Source organism: Mesorhizobium sp. CA16 (genome assembly GCF_020165175.1).
In the GTDB taxonomy this organism is placed as follows: domain Bacteria; phylum Pseudomonadota; class Alphaproteobacteria; order Rhizobiales; family Rhizobiaceae; genus Mesorhizobium.
Genome location: NZ_JAIUHP010000016.1, coordinates 20775 through 42719, shown reverse-complemented (window position 1 = coordinate 42719; position 21945 = coordinate 20775). Strand labels below are relative to the sequence as shown.

Below are 21945 nucleotides of genomic sequence, written 5' to 3'. Positions count from 1 at the left end.
TCGCAACACACGGAGGCCCGGAAAAGGGGATCGCAAAGAGTTCCGCGCTCTGCGCTATGTCAGACCGATCACGCTGCCTTTCGCGTTCAATTCGCACTCGACCGGCGCCTCACGCGTCTCCACCCGTCCCTGATGCATATAGTCGATGCTGACCTGAATGGGAGCCGAGATCTTGCGTTTGCTCAACCGACGTATGGAACCTGCGCTGCTGACGCGCACGCTGGCCGCACCAAACTTGGCGGCGGCCTGCTCGATTGCGTCCTGACAGGCGCGAATGACCTTATCCGGGACACCGGGCAGCGCTTCGATCGGGTGGACCGCTGATGGAACAGTGTTGTCGTCGAGAGGCTGCAGGGCGGACGGGAGGTCGAGCGAATGTCCGCCGCCTGTGGACAGGTCGACAATGGCAGCTGGAGTTGACGGTATTGAGGCCGTTGGAGTGGTGCTGATCCCGTCATCGTTCGACGACGGACTGCCGCTGGCGCCTACGGGATCAGCGGGATCGCCGGCAGGTCCTTTGCCCTTGCCTTTGCCGTTGCCGCCGTTGTCATGGCCGCCATGGCCCCCGTTGTCACCCTGATGGCCGCCACCGTCATGCCCCCCGCCGTGCGGGCCGGCGGCTGCAGTCCCAGCGCAAGCTACCGCGATCGAGCAAGCAAATGCCAAATAAGCCAAGCTGAATCCAAGGGATTGACGCACGGTAGTCTCCAAATGTGCCCAGCTGTCCTTGCGCGGCATGCGGTCAAAACGTCTAAACCGCCGCTGCCCCAAGGCAAAAACTCGCGAATACGGTGCCCACGGAATTAACTAGCGGATGAATCCGCTGCATCAAGGATGCTGTGGGGGCGATCGCGATAGCGGCAACACAGCAATTTTTCCCAAGACCCAGAAACCACAACGCCGCAAGTTATCGCGGCGATGTTCCAGCTCCCTGCTCGCCTTGGAGAAAGCGATGACGACCACAATGTCCCCTTTTCTCACCGCCCTCACCTCCGATGGCCCTTCCACCGACTGGGCGAAAGACATGGACCTGTACGCTTGGCTGATCGGCAGCTGGGACATGGACACGGTCCACCATCTCGACGATGGCACGATCCGGAAATGGGATGGGGAATGCCATTTCGGCTGGGTGCTCGAAGGCCGCGCCGTCCAGGACCTCTGGATCAGGCCGAGGCGCCCTGCCCCGTCGATCATGTACGGCACCACCTTGCGCGTCTTCGATCCCGGCATCGACGGCTGGCACATCATCTGGAGCGATCCGCTCAACCAGGATTACTCACGCCAGGTCGGGCGGGCCGAGGGCAACGACATCGTCCAGATCGGCCATGACTCGCGCGGCCTGCAAGCCCGTTGGCGCTTCACCGAGATCACGGCCGACAGCTTCCATTGGATCGGCGAGGAAAGGATGACTGAGAGCGATCCCTGGCGGGTGACTTACGAGCATTTTGCGCGGCGGGCAGGTTCCTGACGCACTGTCTGTGGCCGATCGCAGATTTCCAGGACCGCTCCTCCTTCCGCGCGCGCTCGCCGTAACGAACCACGATCATACGGCCTCGACGATGCTGATTGGGGTGCGTGCCGACGCCTACCCGCGTCCCGGCGCATAGGCGGCCTTCAACTGCTTACTTTAGCCTTTCACCGTCAAGTGCCGGGATCGCTCGAACATCGCCAGTTTGTGCCCATATGTCATCCGCACCTCGGATCGGCACCCTTCGCATCTGAACATTGTGACGATGCGCTTCATATATTAGCGATCAACGATATATTAATAGCTACAGTGCAGCCTGTTCGACTCGGGAAATCTCCCGATCGACGATCCGGCACTCGGTGTGCCGAGACGCTCGACCGATGCGGAGCAAAACGCATGAGTGTCGAAACAGCATTGGCGCAGCTACTGCGCATGATCCACCGTCGCGCCCTGAATTTGGCAGCACTACCGGACGATGAGAGAGATCCATACTACGACAGCATCCGCCGGTCCTGTTGCGGAGCGGCCGAGCACATCGGTCAATCCCCCGACAATGCCGCCATCACCGCAAACAGCATGGTCGAATTTACCCGGGCGATGGTCGGCATCATCGAGGCGGGGCGCGGATAAATCGCGCGTCAACACGCTCGCGACGAGCTCGGGAGGTGCCGACAAGCGCGGCTACGGCGCGTTGCTTGCGGCTCGCGCGGTGACGATTGCCATGCGCAGGCCGTCGATCGGGCTTCCGAGCGATCGCTATCTCAGATCCCGCCCCAGATGTTCGAGGACAGATGCTTGGTTGTCGGCATCACCGGCCAGCAAATATCCAGCTGATTGTCGGACGGCATGCCGTTCCGTATCCGCGTTGGCCTGCGGGCATCCTGCGCATATTTCAACGCCGCGCCCATGCGATTCAATGTCTTCAGGATCGACATAAAGTTTATCCTCAATTCGCCATGGCTGTAACGGGGCAATCCCGCCGCCTTCTTGATGGCGCCCTAGATGACCGACGAGCGTTTCCGCCGCATTGCACGCAAGCGCAAGGCTCGTAACGAGACAGACAGGCTTTGAAACATTTGTATGCGAACGAACCGCCATCGCTTGCGAGGCGTCTGGCCGGCTCGGCTACTACCGCTGCCGTTTCGAAACAAATTTGCGTTCAAGCGCCATCAAACCGAAACCAAACCGCAGGAAAACCGCCATCGACCGGCTTGACCGGAATTTAAACAAAGGAAAAATCGAAATGTCCAAGATTGTTCGCAATGCAATTTTCGCTATTGTTGCTGTCGCCGGCTTTGCCGGCACGGCTTATGCTCAGCAGGCGGCCGTCAATTCGTGCAGCAACCATGACGATTACTACGCCATGTGCCTGGGCGCGAACAACGGCGGCCACCATGATGGCCGCGGAAGCGATCGCCGTTAATCGACTATCCGCTGAAAAAGCCCCGCAGGCATCTCGCCGGCGGGGCTTTTTCGCGCTTCACCACATCCCACCGGAAGACCTATGCCCTCGGGTTGCCAGGCCATTGCTGCAAAAGTTCGGAAAGAACGGCATTTCAAATTGCGACGAGTGGTGAGCCATGCTGGCAGCCACGCCCAGCTTTTACGCCGGCAGGCCACAATGAATCACGGCGAGTCGGCGGCCGTTAAGGCAGCCGCCGCATTTAATTAGCGTTAACTAATTATAGACCGCGCTGTTCTATTCTGACACAGCGCGGTCTACTGCCACACAATGACCGTGCAGGCGGCTCTGGCCCAATCCACCCCCCCCAAGCTGGAGCCGCCACTCTCACCATACTCGGCCCGGTTGAACTAATTCTTACCAAATATCCTTTCTGGTGTGTTTCGCAGAAAGGTTGCCTTGTAGCCAAATGCTCGGTCGGTCGAGCACGATGCTTGGCCCTGATCGCGGTTCCGTTGCCAGGAATCACTCTCGTTACAACGCGGCAGTCTGGCGGTCGCAGGACTGAAACATTGCTACTTTAACGTGCTATCGGTGGGTGCATAGGAGCGTGTGGCAAAATGTCGATTCCTCAAAACCTGAATGAGACAGATCTCAGATTCGAATGTCCAAGATGCCGGCATCCGATTATCCGGAAAGGCTCCTGGTTCAAGTCCGTGGCTACATTCAAATGCGGGGGCTGCCAGACACCGATACGGCTTGGATATCCGGCAAAGCTCCGATTGTTCGAGAAACACAGCCAGTCAGCTAGCCCCAATCGCATCAGCCAAGCCTAATAGATACGCGTCATCTCATCCCGACCAGGCGATGTCTCCGTTGGATCAGTCTTTGAGTATAGTGGCCGTCCCTGGTCGACTTGTTTTCAAAAAACAAGAACGCGGTTGAACCGCGCCTTTTTTACTTCAGTGCCGACGATCACTGGCTACGGTGCCCTACTCTGCCGCCGCATACCCCGCGATACCCTTGATCTCGAGAAAATCCTCCAGACCGTATTCGGCATATTCGCGACCGTTGCCGGACTGCTTGTAGCCGCCGAAGGGCAGGCCCGCGTCCCAGGCCGGGTAGTTGATGTAGACGGTGCCGGAGCGCATGCGGGCGGCCGCCTGGCGCGCCTTCTCGATGTCCTTGGCCTGGATATAGGAGGCAAGGCCGAAGACAGTGTCGTTGGCTTGCTCGATCGCCTGCTCGACCGTGTCGTAAGGCATGATCGACAGCACCGGTCCAAAGATTTCTTCCCTGGCGATGCGCATGTCGTGCGTCACGTTGGCGAAGACCGTGGGGCGGACATAATAGCCGCGGTTGAGCTCGGCCGGGCGGCCGGGGCCGCCGGCAACCAGGGTGGCGCCTTCGTCGATGCCGCTCTGGATCAGGTCCTGGATCTTATCGAACTGCGGTTGGCTGACCACCGGACCGAGCTTCGACGTGGGCGCATCGGCCGGGCCGACGGTGAATTTCTCTGCCGCCTTCTTCGCATAGCCGGCGGCCTCGTCATGGCGGTCGCGCGGCACGAACATGCGGGTCGGCGCGTTGCAGGACTGGCCGCTGTTGCCGAAGCAGCCGGCGACGCCCTTGGTGACGGCCCGCTCCAGATCGACATCGGGGAACAGGATGTTGGCCGACTTGCCGCCGAGCTCCTGATGCACGCGCTTGACGGTGTCGGCCGCCGCCTTGGCGACCAGGATGCCGGCGCGGGTCGAGCCGGTGAAGGACATCATGTCGACATCCGGGTGGCTGGCCAGCGCCTGGCCGACGCCCGGGCCGTCGCCGTTGACGAGGTTGAAGACGCCTTTCGGCACGCCGGCCTCGTCGATGATCTCGGCGAAGATGATGGCGTCGAGCGGCGCGATCTCGGACGGCTTCAGCACCATGGTGCAGCCGGCGGCAAGCGCGGGACCGACCTTGCAGGTGATCTGGTTGAGCGGCCAGTTCCACGGCGTGATCAGGCCGACGACGCCGATCGGCTCCTTGACGATGAGCGAGGTGCCCTTGATGTGGCGGAAGGGAAAGGTCTTCAGCACCTCGGCCATCTTCTCCAGATGCGCAAGGCCGACGCCGACCTGGCTGTCCAGCGCCATCTGGCGCGGCGCGCCCATCTCGCGGGACACGGCGAGCGCGAGGTCCCTGCTGCGCTTCTTGTAGATTTCGATGACGCGGTTGAGGATATCGAGCCGCTCCTCGACCGAAGTGAAGCCGAAAGTGGCGAAAGCGCGCTTGGCCGCCGCCACCGCCTTGTCGACATCGGCCTTGGAGCCCAGCGAAATCTGCGCGAAAGCGTCCTCGTTGGAGGGATCGATGACGTCGAGTGTGCTGGGCACAACAGGATCGACCCACACGCCATCGATATAGAACTGCAGATTGTGTGACATGGTTCTCCTTGGGCGGGATATCTGATGTGATTGGGGGGCGATCGCCGGATCGTCGCATCGCGTCAGAGATGACGATGCGGCAAGAGCGATGTCAAACGCAAGGGCGGGCGATTGAGCCAGGCGGCTACAGAAGAGTGTGCCCCGCCGCGACCAGAAGCCCCCTTGCCGCGGCTTCATCCTTCTCTTTGACGAGCAGATGGTCGCCATCGAAAGTGGATACCAGAAAAATGCCGAGTTCGTTTTCCGACAATGGCTTTATTACCGACAGCACGATGCCTGTTTCGTCGAAGGCAAAGGGACCCTGGAGTTTCAGGGCGACCCAGTCCCTGTCGTGCTGCACCCCGTCCGGCACCCGCTCCTGCAGGCAGACAACCGAAAGCTCGTCCTCGGTCCTGGTGATGCTGACGAAGCCCGGTCCGTCGGCCCAGCCGGGAATGCTCTCTTTTGCTGCGAGGCGCGAAACCGCATACCGCCCCGAGAGTGGCTTCAACCGGACCCTGATTGCCATCCGAACCTCCTCTGTTTGTCGGCGATCACGGATTCGATGCACGTCTGAGCGGCAGCAATCTGCTCCAAACCGAGATTCTCCGTCAACTTGGGAGCAATCCTACAGAGATCATCGATGGCGTTCTGCATCATGCCAGCTTCTTGCTCATATAGACCGTCGTGCCGTTCATGAACGGTTCTTCGCGGTCGATCGTATAGCCGTGCTTCTTGTAAAGCGACACATTGGCTGCGAAGGCGCCATTGGTCAGCAAGCGCAATTCGAAGCGGCGCGCCGCGCGCGCCTTGTGCTCGGCCCGTTCGAGCAGCAGCCGGCCAATGCCCCTGCCCTGCGCGTCCGGCGCCACGCAGACATTCTCGATCCAGAGGTGATCCTCCTCCAGCATGGTCTCGATCATGCCGACAATGCGATCGCTCTCGACGGCAAGTTCAAACGGATGCTCGGCAACTGCTCTGTCATAGTCGGCGCGCATCGGCATCGGCTCGCGGCCGATCAACGGCACCCATCTGGAATAGGCGGCGCGCACGATGTCCCTGATCGTGGCAGCGTCAGCACGTTCGGCCGGCCGAAACCGGATGGAAGAATTGGTCACAGCAAGGCTCCAGACATGAAAGCCCCGCCGGCGGATGTCGCGGCGGGGCGGGAAACGAACAAACCGGAATTTATTCGGCCGGTGTTTGTCGTCGCGCAATCGGCTTACCGCTCCCCATCGTATAGAGGCGACATCGCTTGGTGATGACGGGTGCAAAAACGAACATGGCGCCACGCTGGGACAGGAAGGTTCAGCCCGTCAAGATTTTGAGATTGGCCCAGCCTGTCGAATTCGGGAGGTGTTCCATCGTCAGCTTAAAAACCAATCGTTCGTGAAAATCGATCATTCCAACCAGAACAAATCGTTGGAAAGATTTGTTCGGGAATGGCATTCCTCCCGCACACTCGCCTGGAGAATTGCATTGTCTTCCGCCATCCACATCGCGAACGATATTCCGACAAGCCCGATTTCTGCCGATCTGGCCGCGGGCCGCAAGCGGCTCGATTCAGCGTGGAACGGCATTATCCCCGGCATCGTGCTGGTGGCGATGATCACCGCTGTGGCCTTCTCGGCCCACAATGTCTCAGGCTTTGCCTTGTTCAGCCCGATGATCCTGGCCGTGGTGGCCGGCACGATCTATTCCAACGTGCTCGGCCTGCCCGCCCACGCCAAGGCCGGCATCGCCTTTTCGCAAAAGCGCCTGCTGCGCTTCGCCATCGTGCTGCTCGGCTTCCAGCTCACGTTCGGCCAGGTGTCGGGCATCGGCCTTGGCGGCGTCGGCATCGTCGCGGCCACGCTTGGCGCCACCTTCCTTTTCACCGTCGCGCTCGGCAAGCTGATCGGCGTCGATGCCAAGCTCGCGCAGCTGATCGCCGCCGGCACCTCGATCTGCGGGGCTTCGGCAATAGTCGCCACCAACATTGTCACCGGCGCGCGCGACGAAGACGTGACCTACGCGGTTGCCGCCATCACCCTGTTCGGCACCATCGCCATGCTCGGCTTTCCGCTGCTGGCGCCGGTCTTCGGTCTCGACCAGCACGCCTTCGGTCTGTGGGCCGGCGCCTCGATCCATGAGGTGGCGCAGGTGATCGGCGCCGGCTTCCAGAACGGTTCGCAGGCCGGCGAGACGGCGACCATCGCCAAGCTGACGCGCGTCGCCATGCTGGCGCCGATGGTGATCGCGCTCGGTGTCATGGCGCGCCGCGGCAGCAGTGATGCTTCCGGCGCCAGGCCGCCCATGCCTTGGTTCGTCGTCGCCTTCGTCGCGGTGGTGGCGCTGAACAGCCTGATCGCGATCCCGGCGCAGATCCATTCGGCGATCGCCCTCGCAGCACAGATCATGCTCACCATGGGCCTCGCGGCCATGGGCTTGCAGGCCGATATTTCGGGGCTTCGCTCGCGCGGACTGCGGCCGCTGATGCTGGCCTTCTCAGCCTTCATCTTCATCGGCTGCTTCAGCCTGATGCTGGTGAAGTTCGTGTAAGGCAGGCCGGGGGTCGCCTCACCTATCAGCCTTCATCATCGTCCTCGAACTCACAGGCCGCGACATAGATCGCGGCGAGCTTCTCGATGCCTGCCTGGTCTTCCTTGTCGAAGCGCCCGGGCAGCGGACTGTCGAGGTCGAGCACGCCGAACGCGCCTTCGGCATCGCGCAGAAGCACGACCAGCTCCGAGCGCGAATCGGCATCGCAGGCGATGTGGCCGGGAAATTCGTTGACGTCCTTGACCAGCATCGACATGTCGAGCTCGATGGCCTTGCCGCAGACGCCCTTGCCGACGGCGATGCGAACGCAGGCGGGCTTGCCCTGGAAGGGTCCGAGCACCAGCTCGTCATCGGAGGCGAGGAAATAGAAGCCGGCCCAGTTGAGGTCGGGCACCATCTGATAGATCAGCGCCGCGGTGTTGGCGGCGTTGGCGACGGAATCGCCCTCGCCTTCGAGCAGCGCTTTCAATTGCGTGGCCAACTCCTTGTAGAAGACCGGCTTGTTGCTTGTGTCGATTGCCGTTGCCGCAAACATCGTGTTGTTGCTCCGTTGCAAGCCAGCCGAGGGGCGGGCTACAGTTTGTTCTTCTCTGCCACCAATGCAGCACGTGGGAAATACAAAAACGTGAGCGACAGCCTCGCCAGCCGAAAACGCGACCGTGCGCCGCCGGAACCGCGCGAAGCGCCCCTCACCTTCGCAGTGCTGGTTTTCCCTGGCTTTCCAATGATGGCATTTTCGTCCGTCATCGAGCCGCTGCGCGCCGTCAACATTCTTGCCAAGCGCGACTGCTATCGATGGATGATCGTCGGCGCCGATAGGGGTACGGTTGAGGCATCGAACGGCGTCGTCATCCAACCCGGTTTCTCGGCCGCCGACGCGCCGAAGGTCGACCGCATCGTCGTGTGTTCCGGTGGCGATGCCGACCACGTCGTGGCCGATGAAGCGATGAGCTGGATCCGCAAAAGCCTGCGCGGCGGCGCGCATATCGGCGCTGTCGCCGACGCCGCATTCTTCCTTGCCCGCGCCGGCCTGCTCGACGGGCACGCCTGCACCTTGCACTGGACCAGCCAGGCAGCCTTCAGCGAGGCTTTTCCGGATATCGAGCTTCGGCGCGATCTCTTCGTCATCGACCGCAAGCGCTTCACCTCGGCCGGCGGCGTCGGCAGCCTCGACATGATGCTGGAAATCATCACGCGCGACTATGGCGCCGAAATCGCGGCGGGCGTCGCCGAATGGTTCGTGCACTCGCCATTGCGCTCCAGCGTCGACCGCAAGCTGATGCCGCTCAGGCTGCGCACCGGCGTCCAGAACGAGCTGGTTCTGTCGGCCATCGCCATCATGGAGGATGCGGTCGAGGAAAGGCTCGGCATGGCGGAACTGGCGGAACGGCTCGGCGTGTCGGCCGACAAGCTCGAGCGCAGTTTCCGCGCCGAGCTGGATATCTCGCCCAATGGATATTACCGGAGGCTGCGGCTGAAGCGCGCCGCCGACCTGCTGGCGCATTCGACGCTGATGGTGAGGGATGTGGCGCTGGCCTGCGGCTTTGCGTCGATGTCGAGCTTTGCAAGGGCGTTTCGCGAGGAGCATGGGCACGCGCCTAAGGCGATGCGGCGGCATTAGGTGGAGTGGTGCGGCTCCACGCTCCTTCGTCATCCTAGGGCGAAGCGACGCGCAGCGGAGCGAAGACCCTAGGATCCATGCCGTGACCTGAAAGCGTCTCGGCGATGCAGAATTGGCACCCGGCCGCAGCAAGGATTTTCTGCACCGCTGGGTCTGCGCGCGTCGCTTCGCTCCTTGCTCGCCCTAGAACGACGAAGTTATGATGCGGCATCCGGCACGACAATCGCGGAATTCCGCACAAGCTTCAACCCCGGCCCGGCTATGTTCGCCAAGAACAGGAGGCCTGCCCATGAGCATCGTCGTATTCGACCCCGACAGCACCGAGGATGTGGACTTCAAGGACCGCATGCGCCATCCCGTCGCGGCCGATCCGGCCGGCGGCATGTGGCTTTCGGACACGGAGCCGTCCTTCATCGACGCTGACGCGCTGCGCAAGGGGCGGCTGGCCAAGCTGCGCGCCTGGATGCGCGAGGCGGGTTATGGCGGCGTCGTTTTGTTCGATCCATACAACCAGCGCTACGCCACCGGCTCGCGCAACATGTTCGGCTATTTCCTGCGCAACTCGACGCGCTATTTCTTCATCCCGACCGAAGGGCCGATCGTGCTGTTCGAATATCCGCAGAGCTACCATGTCTCGATGGTGCTCGACACGATCGACGAGGCGCGGCCGTCCAAGCTCGTCTGGTCGTCGGTGTCGGGCCGCGACGACGAGACCGCCGGGCCGTTTGCCGACGAGATCGCCGAGCTTCTGAAGAAGCATGGCGGCGGCTCGATGAAGCTCGGGCTCGACCGCTGCAGCCATCTGCAGGCGCTGGCGCTGCAAAAGCGCGGCTGCGAGGTGAAGGACTGCCAGGGCGAGATACTGGCGGTGCGCGCGGTCAAGACGCCGGAGGAAGTGAAATGCCTGCTGGCCTCGATGGCGGGCGCCGAGGCCGCGGTGGCGGCGGTGCGCGAGGCGATCAAGCCTGGCGTTTCCGAGAACGAGCTGTTCGCGATCATGTATGGCGAGGTGATCCGGCAAGGCGGCGAGTTCATCGAGACCCGGCTGCTCACCTCGGGACAGCGCACCAATCCATGGTTCAACGAGGCGAGCGGGCGCAAGATCAGGCCGGGCGAGTTGCTGGCGCTCGATACCGACACGATCGGCTGCTACGGCTATTATTCCGACTTCTCGCGTACCTTCCGCTGCGGCCCGGGCAAGCCAACGCCCTATCAGAAATCGCTTTACCGCATGGCGCATGACCAGGTGCAGCACAACATCTCGATCGTGAAGCCCGGCATGGCGTTCCGCGAGATCGCCGAGAAGGCCTGGAAGATCCCGGACCGCTTCGTCGACCAGCGCTACACCTCGGTCATGCACGGCGTCGGCATGCATGGCGAAACGCCCTTCATCGCGCACGCGATGGACTACGAGACCTATGGCCGCGATGGCATCATCGTGCCCGGCATGGTGGTGAGCGTGGAAAGCTATATCGGCGAGAAAGGCGGTCGCGAGGGCGTCAAGCTCGAGGATGAGATTCTGATCACCGAGACCGGCACCGAGCTGCTTTCGCGGTTTCCGTATGAAGACGAGTTTCTTGACAATTAGCGCCGACGCATCGACAGCACATTTCGCATGAAAACACCCATTTCCATCCGACGCGGCACGGTGGCCGCGGTGTTCATCGATCTCCAGGAGGAGCATCGCAAGGACAAGCGCTATCTGGTCGAGGGTTTTGCCGACATCCTCGCCAATGTGCAGCGCCTGCAGGAGGCGGCGCGGCGCAACTTCGTGCCGCTCTATCATTGGGCGTATATCGTCGATCTCGCCGCGGCGCGGCCGTTCCACCCGGTCGATGAAAGCGGCAAATCGGCCTTTTCCGACAAGGACGATCCGCTGACCGCAATCTGCCATGAAGTGGCGCCGCAAAATGGCGAAGCCACGCTGGTCAAGCAGGAAGCAAGCGCCTTCGCCAGGAACGATTTTGGCGACAAGCTCAAGACCTCGGGCATCGAATGGCTGGTGATTGCGGGCGTTTGGACCGAGGCCTGCATCGACGCGACGGTGAAGGACGCGGTAGCGCGCGGCTTTCGCGTGCTTTTGGTCAAGGATGCCTGCGGCAGCGCCAGTGCCGCCATGCACCAGACCGGCATCCTCAACCTCGCCAACCGCCTCTATGGCGGTGCCGTCACCAACACGCTCGATGCCTGCCGGCTGTTGGCGGGAGACACCGTGAAGGTGTGGCAGGTCGAGGGCTCGGTGCCGCTGCGTTTCACCTTCGAGAACGCTGCGCAGCTATACGCCGAGCTTTGACGGCAGTGACCAGAGCCCAAACCGATCCGTCGAGCCGCGGCCAATATGCCGACCGGCTCGATCCGGAGTTGTGGGATTATATCGACGAGGTCAACAGCTGGTACCCGCCGGAGATCGTCGCCGCGCCGACCGCGAAGCAGCGCGCGGTCTACAATCGGATGTGCGCGGCTTTTCATCAGGCTCGTCCCGAAGGCGTGACGACTAAAGACGGCCTCGTCGCGACGGCGACGCATCCGATACCGGTGCGGCACTATCGCATGGCGGGCAAGGCGGCGGCGGCGACCGTCGTCTATTACCATGGCGGCGGTTTTGTCCTTGGCGACCTCGATAGCCATGACGACATCTGCGCCGAAATCTGCGCCGGCACCGGTTTCGAGGTGGTCTCGGCCGACTACCGGCTGGCGCCGGAGCATCTGCACCCGGCCTCTTACGACGATGCGCTTGCCGTGTTCGAATGGGTCGCCGCGGCGAGCACACTGCCGATTGTGCTTTGCGGCGAAAGCGCCGGCGGAAATCTCGCTGCCGCGGTGGCGCAAGCGACGCGGCGCCATGAACGGCACGCTGTTGGCCAGATCTTGATCTATCCGGAGCTGGGCGGCGACGAGACCGGGCGCTCTTATGTCGAGCATGCCGAAGCGCCGCTGCTCAGCGTAAGCGACATCGAGTTCTACCGTCGCATCCGGTCCGCGCCCGGGCAGTCACAGGACGATCCAACGTTCTCGCCGCTTCGAGACCACGATTTCTCCGGCCTGCCGCCGACGATCATCGTCACCGCCGAATGCGATCCGCTGTCGTCGGACGGCGAAGTCTATCGCGAGCGCATCCTTGTCGCCGGCGGCCACGCCTGGTGGCGCGAGGAGCCGAGGCTGGTGCACAGTTTCTTGCGGGCAAGGATGACGGTGCCGCGCGCGGCGGAGGCGTTCGCGAGGATTGTTGCTGATGTTCACGCGCTCGGCGCAGCGACGGAGCGCTGATCTTCCCCTGGAGTCTTGAGAGAGATCCTGCAGGGCAGAGGGCCGGTGAAGGACCGCGGCCCCGGAAGATCAAGGTTCCTCGCCCCACGAAGTGGGGAGAGGTGGCTCGGCGAAGCCGAGACGGAGAGGGGAGCGCCCTACGAGGCCCCCGCTCCGTCCGCTTCGCGGACACCTCTCCCCCGCCCCTGGCGGGGGCGAGGAACCCAAGCCTTGCGACGCTGCGGAATCGTTCCTACTCGCCCACCAATTCTCTCAGCGCCATGCGCTTGTAAGCCGCGACCAGCCTGTCGCCCTCGTCCCGCTCGACCGAGATAGCCAGCCGCACCGCCGCCTCGCCCATCTGCCAGACGAGAAACGCGGCCGTCTCCAATTCGATCGGATCGGCATCAGGGCGAATCCGCTTCAGCACCGCGAGCAGGAAATCGGCATTGGCGCGGCTGTCGGCGAGCTCCAGTTCGCGCAGCGCCTTGTCGGCTTGCGTGCCCGACCAAATGTCGCGCATCACCGGCTCGGCCAGGAACAGCCGGTAATAGATATCGACCAGCTCCGAAAACGACTTCCGTAGGCCTTCAGCATCGCTGACGTCCTTCAGCGCCGCGGAAATACAGGCCTGGCTTTCGGCCGTGTAGCGCTCGGCCAGCGCCCAGACGATCGCCCGCTTGTCCGGGAAGAACTGGTAGAGCGAGCCGATCGACACCCCCGCCCGTTCCGCCACCTCGCCCATGCGCATCGCATCGCTGCCTTGCTCGGCAATCAAGGCCGAGGCGGCGGCAAGCATGCGCTCGACCCGCTCGCGGCTGCGCTGCTGGCTCGGCGACCGGCGCGGCGCAGCAATGTCCGCCTGGTTTGGCCTCGCGGCGGTTTTCTCATCCATGGCTCTCTCCTTGGGCGATTTCTCGGAAACCGGCTTGACTCACAAAATACGATGGTTTATCACGTTTTGCAAATGTGAGGATTACTCGCATTTAGGAATCGAGCAGAACCCGGCATCTGGAGCAACTGAGATGATGAAACTTCTTCCTACCCTTACCTTTGTCGCCGCGATCGGCTCCGGCGTCGTCGGCGGCGTCTTCTTTGCCTTCTCGAATTTCGTCATGGCAGCACTTGCCCGGCTGCCCGTCCCAAGCGGCATCGCGGCGATGAATTCGATCAACGTCACGGTGATCACGCCGACCTTCATGACGGCGCTGTTCGGCACCGGCCTCATCTGCCTCGTGCTGATTGCCGGCGTCTTCTTCGGCTGGAGCCAGTCCGGCTCGTACTGGCTGCTTGCCGGTGCCGTGATCTATTTCGTCGGCAATCCGATCGTGACCATGGTCTTCAACGTGCCGCTCAATGACGCCTTAGCCGCCGTCGATCCTGCCAGCGCCAACGGCGCCGCCGTGTGGGCAAACCACCTGAGCGAGTGGGTGATGTGGAATCACGTCCGCACCGTCACCGCGATAGTCGCGATGGCTTGCTTCATCATGGCATTGATCTGAAAAACGGCAGCCCGCGAATGCAACCCCCGAAGGCTGCGTCCAACTTTCGGGGAGTTCGTCAGGCGGGGTCTTTTTTGCGATCCTTGCGATCGGCGTGGCCGAGGTCGCGGTCGGGATCGATGACATCGCGAACCAGCTGCTTGAGCCTTGCCGCGTCCGGAAAACCGCCGTCGCGCTTGCGCTCCCAGATAAGCACGTCGTTGCAGGAAATGGTGAAGATGCCGCCGGTGCCCGGCACCAGCGTCACTTCGCCGAGATCCGTGCCGAAGGTCGAGAGCAGCTCCTGCGCCATCCAGCCGGCCCGCAACAACCACTGGCACTGCGTGCAATAGGTGATGCGGATGATGGGCAGCGGCTTCTCGCTCATATCGTATCGCGTGGCCGGTCAGGCCGCGCTGAGCTTGGCCATCGTCTCGTCGTCGACCTCGAAATTGGCGTAGACGCTCTGCACGTCGTCATCGTCCTCGAGGGTGGCGACCAGCTTCATCAGCGACTGCGCCCGTTCTTCGTCGACCGGGACGTTGTTCTGCGGCTGCCAGATCGGCTTCACCGATTCCGCCTCGCCGAGCGCGGCCTCGAGCGACTTCGAAACGTCGCCGAGATTCTCGAAGGCGCAATAGATGGTGTGGCCTTCCTCGTCCGATTCCACGTCGTCGGCGCCGGCCTCGATCGCTGCTTCCATCACCTTGTCGGCGCTGCCGGCCGAGGCCGGATAATAGATCTCGCCGACACGGTTCCACATGAACGACACCGAGCCGGTTTCGCCGAGCGCCCCACCGGCCTTGGTGAAGGCGGCGCGCACATTGGAGGCCGAGCGGTTGCGGTTGTCGGTCAGCACTTCCACGATCAGCGCCACGCCGCCGGGGCCGTAGCCCTCATAGCGCACGGCCTCGTAATTTTCGGCGTCGCCTGCGGAAGCCTTGTTGATGGCGCGCTGGATGTTGTCCTTCGGCATCGACACCGCCTTGGCGTTCTGCACGGCAAGCCGCAGCCTCGGGTTCATCGCCGGGTCCGGCGTGCCGGTCTTGGCGGCGACGGTTATTTCGCGCGCCAGCTTGGAAAACATTTTCGACCGCACCGCGTCCTGGCGGCCCTTGCGGTGCATGATATTCTTGAACTGCGAATGGCCAGCCATGGCACCCCTGTCGTGTTCGGCTAGAGCACCGCGGCGCGCGAGACCGCTCGCCATCCGCAAAATGCTCGAATTCAAATTTTCAGAACGCCCCGGGCATGCCTGCGAAGGCGCGCGGCGCTCTTTGTCGGAATGGCCGGCTTATAGATAAATCGGCTCAATTCGTCCAGACGCACCGTCATGCCAACGCCGAAGAGGGCGGTTCACCCCTCCAGATCGGACTTCAGCCGATCGAGAATGCTGATGGCGTGGCCGGCATACTGGCTGATCCAGCGGTCGTGAATCTGTTTGATCGGCAAGGCATTGAGGTGGTTCCAGCGTTCGCGTCCCTCGCGCCTCGCCACCACCAGATCGGCCTCCTCCAAGACTTTCAGGTGCATCATCACCGTGCAGCGGTCCATATCCGGGAAAGCCTCGCACAGCGCGCCGGTGGTCTGCGGCTCATCCTTCAGGCGATCCAGCAATTCGCGCCGGCGCGGATGCGCCAAGGCCTTGAAAACATGGTCGTCGGAGGTTTGACTTGACATGTTATATTTCTATAACATATCGTTTCAAGCAGCAAGGAAGGAGCTGTGGATATGGCCCTTGGTTTCAGGATTTCCGGACGCATCGGCAAACCGGTCGCCGAGGTCTTCGACGCGGTCGTCAATCCGACAAAGCTCAGCGGCTATTTCACCACCATCGGCGGCGCCTCGGCTCCGCTTGTCACCGGCACTACCGTCACCTGGTGGAAGTCCGTGCCGGTGGAGGTCGACGAGGTAACCAAGGACAAGCGCATCGTGCTGCGCTGGGACGCCACCGATGACGATGGAAAGCCCGCCTACAAGACCCGCATCGAGATGAATTTCGAGCCGCTTGAGGACGGCGGCACCTTCGTCACCATCGCTGAAGAAGGTTGGCACGAAGGCGAGGCCGGCCTGAAGAAATCCTACCTCAACTGCGAGGGCTGGTCGCAGATGCTGGCCTGCATGAAGGCCTATCTCGAATATGGCATCAATCTGCGCGACGGCTATTACCGCAGCGAGCTGCGCGGCGAGCCGGCCAACGAGACCAACATCTGAGGCCGACATTCAGGTCCCGATATTCGGCAGGAGGAGGTCGCCCGATGACGAAAGCAACGCCATTCCTGATGTTCGAGGGAAAGGCCGAGAAGGCCATGACCCTCTATTGCGAGACCATTCCGGAGAGCCGTGTGCTCGACATCACGCGCTATGGCTCGGGCGAGGACGGGGCGGAAGGAACGCTCAAGCTGGCGCGCGCATTGATCGGCGGCGTCGAGGTCAGGATCTACAACAGCCCCGTCCACCACGCCTTCACCTTCACGCCGTCCTTTTCCTTCTTTGTCGACTGCTCGTCCGAAGAGGAGCTCGAACGGATTGTCGGCGTACTCTCGGAGGGCGGCGGCTTCCTGATGCCGGCCGGCAATTACGGCTTCAGCCAGCGTTTCGCTTGGCTCAACGACCGGTTCGGCGTCTCCTGGCAGATCAACCTGCCGTAACGACATCCAACGCAATCGAGAGGATCGGCAATGGACACCGAGATTATCGGCGGCATCAACATCGCCATGAAGGTGCCCTCGCACCAATACGAGGCAACGATCGCCTTCTATCGCGATGTTGTGGGGTTGAAGCCGTTTACCGCCAAGGCGCCGGCGATCGGTTTCGAACTTGGTCCCAATCGCCTCTGGATCGACGAGGCGCCGATGATGAGCCAGGCCGAAATCTGGCTGGAGCTTTTCACACCGAACTTCAAGAGCGCGGCCTCCCATCTTGCCAGGGCCGGTGTCGTGCGCTGCGACGCAATAGAACCTCTGAGCGAAGGCTTTCGTGGCGGCTGGATCACCAACCCGGCCAACATCATTCACTTGGTGCGGGAGCCGGACGCCTGGTGAATCCTGCCGGAAAGGAGAACCGTATGGAGCTCAGAGAATCTCCCATCGCCGAAACCGCCATGCTGATCCGTCGGCCGCTCGCCGAGGTGTTCGAAGCGGCGGTCACCACGAAATTCTGGTTTACGCATTCCAGCGGTCGCCTGAATGAGAGCAAGCCAGTCGAATGGGAATGGCGCATGTATGGCGTCTCGACCAAGGTCGAGGTGAGCGAGATCGTCCCCAACGAGATGATCATCATGCAGTGGAGCGATCCGCCGACCACCGTCGTCTGGACATTCACCGAGATGCCGGATGAAGCGACCTTCCTCGAAATCCGCAATTTCGGCTTCGCCGGTTCCGCCGATGAGCAGGTGAAGCAGGCTGTCGAATCCACCGGCGGCTTCGCGCTGGTGCTTGCCGGCGCCAAGGCCTGGCTGGAACAGGGCCTGACGCTCGGCTTGATCGGCGACCGTCACCCGAAGGGTGTTTCGGCCTAGCGGCTCACCGGCGCGGTGGCGAGCCTCAGTGCCCCTCCCCCGACCCCTGCCTCTTACGCCGTCGCGCCAGCATGTTGAGGCCTTCGACCAGCGCGGAAAAGCCCATGGCGGCGTAGATGTATCCCTTGGGCACATGATACCCCATGCCGTCGGCGATCAGCGTCATGCCGATCATCAAAAGGAAGCCGAGCGCCAGCATAACGATAGAGGGGTTCCTGGCGATGAAATTGGCAAGCGGCGTCGCCGCCAGCATCATCGCGCTCACCGCCACGATTACCGCGATATACATGATGGCGATCTCGTCGGTCATGCCGACGGCAGTGATGATGGAATCGATCGAGAACACGAGGTCGAGCAGGAGGATCTGGAAGATCGCTCCGGCAAGGCTCATCTGCAGCGTGCCGCCGACCATCGTGTCCTGATGATCCTGCGGGTCGACCGTGTGATGGATTTCCTTGGTCGCCTTCCAGACCAGGAACAGGCCGCCGGCGATCAGGATCAGGTCGCGCCAGGAAAAGCCGTGGCCGAGGGCGGTGAACACCGGCGTCGTCAATTGCACGATGATCGAGATCGTGGCGAGCAGGATCAGTCGCATGATCAGCGCCGCCGAAATGCCCAGCCGGCGTGCGCGGGCGCGCTGCGCCTCCGGCAGCTTGTTGGTCAGGATCGAGATGAAGATCAGATTGTCGATGCCGAGCACAATCTCGAGCACCACCAGCGTCAAAAGCGCGACCCACGCAGTCGGATCGGAAACAAAATGAAAGTGCGGCGCCAGAAATTCGACAAGCTGCATGAAGGTCGTCCCCTCTACGATCTAGAGCAGTTTTCGCGGGTTTCGTCGCCAGTTAGGTATTGATCTCGCTTATATCAATGTCACGACCAGAAGGACGGCGCCGTCTCTTCCAGCCGCGGCCCGCGACGAAACGGCGCGATTTTTTCGGCAAGCCCGGTGCGGTCCGAAATATCGACGCCGACGCCGCAGAGCGTCGCGGGCCCTGACGACGCCTCGAAACGGCCCTTCGGCACCTTGGAAAGGAACCGGTTGAGCGGCTCTTCCTTATCCATGCCGAGCGAGGAATCATAATCGCCGCACATGCCGGCGTCCGAAATATAGGCGGTGCCGCCATTGAGGATCTGATGGTCGGCGGTCGGCTGATGTGTATGCGTGCCGACCACCAGGCTGGCGCGGCCGTCGACGAAATGCGCGAAGCACATCTTCTCCGAGGTCGCCTCGGCGTGGAAATCGATGATGGCCGCATCGGCCTGCTCGCCGAGCGGGCAGGCGGCAAGCTCACGCTCGCCGGCCTGGAAAGGGTCGTCGAGCTCGGGATGCATGAAGACGCGGCCCATGATGTTGGCGACCAGCACGCGCGCGCCATTGCGGGCGATATAGACGCCCGAGCCACGGCCCGGCGTGCCCCTGGGAAAATTGGAGGGACGCAGGAAGCGCTCCTCGCGCGGCGCGAAGATCAGCGCATCGCGCTGGTCCCAGACATGGTTGCCGGTTGTGACGACATCCGCGCCGGCCGCGAGCGTCTCGCGAAAGATCTCTTCGGTGATGCCGAAGCCGCCGGCCGCGTTCTCGCCATTGACGATGACGAAATCGAGCTTGAAGTCGGAAATCAGCCCCGGCAACTGCTCCCAGACTGCCGTGCGCCCCGTCTTGCCAACCATGTCGCCGAGGAAGAGAAGTCTCATGCGGCGCTGCGCGTACCGAGCGCCCGCGATACCGTTTCCGGCTCCTTGGCGATGACCTGCAAATAGGCCTGTGCCGCCTGGTCCGGCTCTGTTCTGCCCTGCTCCCAGTCTCTAAGCGTGCCGAGCGGAATGCGATAGCGGACGGAAAATTCCTCCTGGGTAAGATGCAAGGCCCGGCGGATCACTTTGACACGGGCAACAGATGCCACTCCCGGCCGATCCGTGCTGAGCGGTGGATTGTCCTTATCCGCCAGGGCGCCAGCCTCCGCCTCCGCGTCGCTCATGCTGCGCAGACGCTCCCAATCGGATTCAGTCCCTGCGTGCTTGATCATATGCTTTCTGCTCATGGCGCGTCGCCTTTCTGGCGGAGATCAGTCTTATTCGGTCGCCGCGTTCAGTGTAAACCACCGTCAGCACCAATCCATTGACGATTCCGATGCCAATGAAGCGCTCCTCTTCGTAATCCATGGAGCGATCCTAATAATGCAGAGCACGGATGTCGTCGAACAGGCGTTTGGCATCCGCAAATGCCACACCGTGCTTGGCAAGATTGCTCGTCGCCTTCTGGTCGTCCCATTCGAATTCAAGCATGCTAGCCTACTGGAATTCAGTAGTATTTGCCAGGTGGGCGCCCGCGTCAAGTCGTGAACCGGCGCAACCCGCTCTCGGTCAGTATTTCCGGAATGATGACGTCATGGTTCTCATCCGGCACCCGCTCGACTTCCTGGCAATCGAAGGCGATGCCGATCAGCCTCGGCGTGATGCCCTTGTCGGCCAGCCTGGCAATGGCGCGGTCGTAGTAGCCGGCGCCGTAGCCGATACGGTGGCCGCGGCCGTCGAAGGCGGCGAGCGGCACCAGCATGAGCGTCGGGTCGAGCACTTCCGCCTCTTCATGCGGCCCGACCGTGCCGAATCCCATCTCGACCATCGGCGCGCCGCGCACCAGCTCGCGAAAGACGATCGTGGTCTTGTCGAGGATCGCCGGCAGGCAGAGCCTTGCGCCCTTCTCGCGCAGCGCGAACATCAGCGGCCGCACATCGACCTCGGAGCGCATCGGCCAGAAGCCGGAGACGACCCGACCGGGTTCAAAGTCGATTTTTTCCTTCGCGGTCTCGGCCATTTCGAGCGCGATCTCGACGCGCCAGAACTCGTCGAGCGCATCGCGGCGCGCCAGCGCCTCCTTGCGAAGCTGTTTTTTCAGGTCTTTGGAAGGTGACATGCGCCGACGCTAGAAAGGGTCAGATTTGGATGGAGATTTAGGAGCGACGCTTTCTAGCGCAATTCCAGGAAAAGTGCGCAGCGGTTTTTCCGTCCGGAATTGCGTCAAAACGGAGAGAAGGCGCATGTCTCCCGAAAACGGGAGAGCGGCGATCCACACAACCGGTGGAGAGGTCGATCCCGGGTGCCTACAAAGTAGGTGGGCGCCGTGTGAGAAAACCCACGGGTCTTCCCAGGGACAGCTCCCTAAGGATCGATAAGGCCCCGGGGATAAGTTTCTCCTGCCGGGAAGCGCAGACCGCCGTCGACAAATATAGGCCGATGATTAGCCGTGCGCCAGAGAAACGGGTCACCATTTGCGCATAATTCGTCTTGCGGACCGTCCCGATGGGAAGCTGTCCGGCAACCGCCCTTGCGCGGCCCGTCCAGCCTCCTTACGGTCCGCCGCACGGACAGGAGAAAAGATGCGTTTCGAAGGCACTGCGGCCTATGTCGCCGACAAGGATCTGATGGTTGCGGTCAATGCCGCGATCGCGCTGGAGCGGCCCTTGCTGGTCAAGGGCGAGCCCGGCACCGGCAAGACCGAGCTTGCCCGCCAGGTGGCTTCGGCGCTCGGGCTGGAGTTCATCGAATGGAACGTCAAATCGACCACCAAGGCGCAACAGGGCCTCTACGAATATGACGCCGTCTCGCGGCTGCGCGACAGCCAACTCGGCGACGAGCGCTTCAACGACATCGCCAATTACATCAAGCGCGGCAAGCTGTGGGATGCCTTCGCTGCGCAGAAAAAAGTCGTGCTTTTGATCGACGAAATCGACAAGGCCGACATCGAATTCCCCAACGACCTCCTGCAGGAGCTCGATCGGATGGAGTTCTTCGTCTACGAGACCGGCGAGACGATCCGCGCCGAGTTCCGGCCTATCGTCATCATCACCTCGAACAACGAGAAGGAACTGCCGGACGCCTTCCTGCGCCGCTGCTTCTTCCACTACATCCGCTTCCCCGACATCGACACGCTGCACCGGATCGTCGAGGTGCATTACCCCGGCATCAAGCAGAATTTGGTGCGGGCGGCACTAAGCCAGTTCTACGAGATCCGCGACGTGCCGGGCCTGAAGAAGAAGCCCTCGACCTCCGAAGCGCTCGACTGGATCCGCCTGCTGGTCGCCGACGACATCGCGCCCGAGGATCTGCGCACCGATCCGAAGAACATGCTGCCGAAGCTGCATGGCGCGCTGCTCAAGAACGAGCAGGACGTGCACCTGTTCGAGCGCCTGGCCTTCATGGCCAGACGGCAGCAATAGCGCTTTCTCCGGCTGTGGACCGTTGCCGGCAATCGGTCGCT

Annotated in this window: 28 protein-coding genes, 1 other RNA gene and 1 pseudogene; 14 read left to right on the top strand and 16 right to left on the bottom strand. The window is 62.2% G+C overall.

Annotation, left to right across the window (positions count from 1 at the left end):
• Positions 1-54 precede the first annotated feature (54 nt).
• The gene (locus tag LB525_RS21360; protein ID WP_224546740.1) at positions 55-699 is read right to left on the bottom strand and encodes a hypothetical protein; all 645 of its coding nucleotides are present in this window, start codon (positions 697-699) and stop codon (positions 55-57) included.
• 253 nt (positions 700-952) lie between these two features.
• Here LB525_RS21360 and LB525_RS21355 point away from each other — a divergent pair, with 253 nt between their 5' ends.
• Both LB525_RS21355 and LB525_RS21350 read left to right on the top strand, forming a co-directional pair.
• Positions 953-1468: a hypothetical protein gene (locus LB525_RS21355; protein WP_224546738.1), complete on the top strand. Its 516-nt coding sequence runs from the start codon at positions 953-955 to the stop codon at positions 1466-1468.
• Positions 1469-1864: 396 nt separating this feature from the next.
• On the top strand, positions 1865-2098 hold the full coding sequence (locus LB525_RS21350; protein ID WP_140633997.1) for a hypothetical protein: 234 nt from the start codon (positions 1865-1867) through the stop codon (positions 2096-2098).
• Positions 2099-2229: 131 nt separating this feature from the next.
• Here LB525_RS21350 and LB525_RS21345 read toward each other — a convergent pair whose 3' ends face one another.
• A complete protein-coding gene (locus LB525_RS21345; protein ID WP_224546736.1) occupies positions 2230-2403 on the bottom strand; it encodes a hypothetical protein in 174 nt (57 codons plus the stop codon).
• Positions 2404-2711: 308 nt separating this feature from the next.
• Between LB525_RS21345 and LB525_RS21340 the strand changes: the two genes are divergently transcribed.
• Positions 2712-2891, top strand: coding sequence for a hypothetical protein (locus LB525_RS21340; RefSeq protein WP_224546735.1), 180 nt, complete (start codon positions 2712-2714; stop codon positions 2889-2891).
• Positions 2892-3862: 971 nt separating this feature from the next.
• On the opposite strand, the gene LB525_RS21335 is transcribed toward LB525_RS21340, so the two are convergent.
• The 3 genes from LB525_RS21335 to LB525_RS21325 form a co-directional block, all read right to left on the bottom strand.
• Positions 3863-5296 (bottom strand): aldehyde dehydrogenase family protein, encoded by a 1434-nt coding sequence (locus tag LB525_RS21335; protein WP_224546733.1) that lies wholly within the window; start codon positions 5294-5296, stop codon positions 3863-3865.
• A 124-nt stretch (positions 5297-5420) separates the two neighbouring features.
• Positions 5421-5804: an ACT domain-containing protein gene (locus LB525_RS21330; protein WP_224532758.1), complete on the bottom strand. Its 384-nt coding sequence runs from the start codon at positions 5802-5804 to the stop codon at positions 5421-5423.
• Positions 5805-5931: 127 nt separating this feature from the next.
• Positions 5932-6393 carry a GNAT family N-acetyltransferase gene (locus LB525_RS21325; protein WP_224546731.1) on the bottom strand — a complete coding sequence of 154 codons (462 nt, stop codon included), beginning with the start codon at positions 6391-6393 and terminating at the stop codon, positions 5932-5934.
• Between the two features lie 361 nt (positions 6394-6754).
• Between LB525_RS21325 and LB525_RS21320 the strand changes: the two genes are divergently transcribed.
• Complete coding sequence (locus LB525_RS21320; protein WP_224546729.1) at positions 6755-7816, top strand: YeiH family protein; 1062 nt, start codon at positions 6755-6757, stop codon at positions 7814-7816.
• A 25-nt stretch (positions 7817-7841) separates the two neighbouring features.
• Here the strand turns inward: LB525_RS21320 and LB525_RS21315 are convergent, their stop codons facing one another.
• Positions 7842-8351, bottom strand: coding sequence for a GAF domain-containing protein (locus LB525_RS21315; protein WP_095767767.1), 510 nt, complete (start codon positions 8349-8351; stop codon positions 7842-7844).
• A gap of 189 nt (positions 8352-8540) precedes the next feature.
• On the opposite strand from LB525_RS21315, the gene LB525_RS21310 reads away from it, so the two are divergent.
• The 4 genes from LB525_RS21310 to LB525_RS21295 all read left to right on the top strand — a co-directional run bounded on the left by LB525_RS21310 (position 8541) and on the right by LB525_RS21295 (position 12704).
• A complete protein-coding gene (locus LB525_RS21310; RefSeq protein WP_224547035.1) occupies positions 8541-9437 on the top strand; it encodes a GlxA family transcriptional regulator in 897 nt (298 codons plus the stop codon).
• Positions 9438-9726: 289 nt separating this feature from the next.
• Positions 9727-11025, top strand: a complete 1299-nt coding sequence (locus LB525_RS21305) for a M24 family metallopeptidase (RefSeq protein WP_224546727.1) — start codon at positions 9727-9729, stop codon at positions 11023-11025.
• 27 nt (positions 11026-11052) lie between these two features.
• Positions 11053-11730, top strand: coding sequence for an isochorismatase family protein (locus LB525_RS21300; RefSeq protein ID WP_224546725.1), 678 nt, complete (start codon positions 11053-11055; stop codon positions 11728-11730).
• Positions 11727-12704, top strand: a complete 978-nt coding sequence (locus tag LB525_RS21295; RefSeq protein ID WP_411971040.1) for an alpha/beta hydrolase — start codon at positions 11727-11729, stop codon at positions 12702-12704. The genes LB525_RS21300 and LB525_RS21295 overlap by 4 nt, the downstream gene beginning before the upstream one ends.
• A 232-nt stretch (positions 12705-12936) precedes the next feature.
• Here LB525_RS21295 and LB525_RS21290 read toward each other — a convergent pair whose 3' ends face one another.
• On the bottom strand, positions 12937-13578 hold the full coding sequence (locus LB525_RS21290) for a TetR/AcrR family transcriptional regulator (protein ID WP_224546721.1): 642 nt from the start codon (positions 13576-13578) through the stop codon (positions 12937-12939).
• 130 nt (positions 13579-13708) lie between these two features.
• On the opposite strand from LB525_RS21290, the gene LB525_RS21285 reads away from it, so the two are divergent.
• Complete coding sequence (locus tag LB525_RS21285; RefSeq protein ID WP_140841718.1) at positions 13709-14185, top strand: DUF1772 domain-containing protein; 477 nt, start codon at positions 13709-13711, stop codon at positions 14183-14185.
• Between the two features lie 58 nt (positions 14186-14243).
• Here LB525_RS21285 and LB525_RS21280 read toward each other — a convergent pair whose 3' ends face one another.
• From LB525_RS21280 to LB525_RS21270, 3 genes are all read right to left on the bottom strand, one after another.
• Positions 14244-14552 carry a SelT/SelW/SelH family protein gene (locus tag LB525_RS21280; protein WP_224546719.1) on the bottom strand — a complete coding sequence of 103 codons (309 nt, stop codon included), beginning with the start codon at positions 14550-14552 and terminating at the stop codon, positions 14244-14246.
• Positions 14553-14570: 18 nt separating this feature from the next.
• On the bottom strand, positions 14571-15320 hold the full coding sequence (locus tag LB525_RS21275; RefSeq protein ID WP_140752658.1) for a YebC/PmpR family DNA-binding transcriptional regulator: 750 nt from the start codon (positions 15318-15320) through the stop codon (positions 14571-14573).
• Positions 15321-15520: 200 nt separating this feature from the next.
• Complete coding sequence (locus LB525_RS21270) at positions 15521-15844, bottom strand: ArsR/SmtB family transcription factor (protein ID WP_224546717.1); 324 nt, start codon at positions 15842-15844, stop codon at positions 15521-15523.
• A 51-nt stretch (positions 15845-15895) separates the two neighbouring features.
• On the opposite strand from LB525_RS21270, the gene LB525_RS21265 reads away from it, so the two are divergent.
• Genes LB525_RS21265 through LB525_RS21250 form a run of 4 tightly spaced genes read left to right on the top strand, consistent with a single transcriptional unit; the run spans position 15896 to position 17684 of the window.
• A complete protein-coding gene (locus LB525_RS21265) occupies positions 15896-16378 on the top strand; it encodes an SRPBCC domain-containing protein (RefSeq protein WP_095767252.1) in 483 nt (160 codons plus the stop codon).
• A 44-nt stretch (positions 16379-16422) separates the two neighbouring features.
• Positions 16423-16815 (top strand): VOC family protein, encoded by a 393-nt coding sequence (locus LB525_RS21260; RefSeq protein ID WP_224546715.1) that lies wholly within the window; start codon positions 16423-16425, stop codon positions 16813-16815.
• 30 nt (positions 16816-16845) lie between these two features.
• On the top strand, positions 16846-17208 hold the full coding sequence (locus LB525_RS21255) for a hypothetical protein (protein WP_224546712.1): 363 nt from the start codon (positions 16846-16848) through the stop codon (positions 17206-17208).
• 23 nt (positions 17209-17231) lie between these two features.
• Complete coding sequence (locus LB525_RS21250; RefSeq protein WP_224546710.1) at positions 17232-17684, top strand: SRPBCC family protein; 453 nt, start codon at positions 17232-17234, stop codon at positions 17682-17684.
• Between the two features lie 25 nt (positions 17685-17709).
• On the opposite strand, the gene LB525_RS21245 is transcribed toward LB525_RS21250, so the two are convergent.
• The 6 genes and pseudogenes from LB525_RS21245 to ssrS form a co-directional block, all read right to left on the bottom strand.
• The gene (locus LB525_RS21245; protein ID WP_095767249.1) at positions 17710-18477 is read right to left on the bottom strand and encodes a TerC family protein; all 768 of its coding nucleotides are present in this window, start codon (positions 18475-18477) and stop codon (positions 17710-17712) included.
• An 80-nt stretch (positions 18478-18557) separates the two neighbouring features.
• Positions 18558-19382: a YmdB family metallophosphoesterase gene (locus tag LB525_RS21240; RefSeq protein ID WP_095767248.1), complete on the bottom strand. Its 825-nt coding sequence runs from the start codon at positions 19380-19382 to the stop codon at positions 18558-18560.
• The gene (locus LB525_RS21235) at positions 19379-19714 is read right to left on the bottom strand and encodes a helix-turn-helix domain-containing protein (protein ID WP_224546708.1); all 336 of its coding nucleotides are present in this window, start codon (positions 19712-19714) and stop codon (positions 19379-19381) included. Before LB525_RS21235 ends, LB525_RS21240 begins: the two co-directional genes overlap by 4 nt.
• Positions 19692-19973: pseudogene (locus LB525_RS28735) on the bottom strand (BrnT family toxin). The gene LB525_RS21235 and the pseudogene LB525_RS28735 overlap by 23 nt, the downstream one beginning before the upstream one ends.
• A 46-nt stretch (positions 19974-20019) precedes the next feature.
• On the bottom strand, positions 20020-20601 hold the full coding sequence (locus LB525_RS21225) for a 5-formyltetrahydrofolate cyclo-ligase (protein WP_224546703.1): 582 nt from the start codon (positions 20599-20601) through the stop codon (positions 20020-20022).
• Between the two features lie 146 nt (positions 20602-20747).
• A non-coding RNA gene (gene ssrS, locus LB525_RS21220) (6S RNA) lies at positions 20748-20903 on the bottom strand.
• A gap of 161 nt (positions 20904-21064) precedes the next feature.
• On the opposite strand from ssrS, the gene LB525_RS21215 reads away from it, so the two are divergent.
• Positions 21065-21904, top strand: coding sequence for an AAA family ATPase (locus tag LB525_RS21215; RefSeq protein ID WP_224546692.1), 840 nt, complete (start codon positions 21065-21067; stop codon positions 21902-21904).
• The last annotated feature ends 41 nt before the right edge of the window (positions 21905-21945 follow it).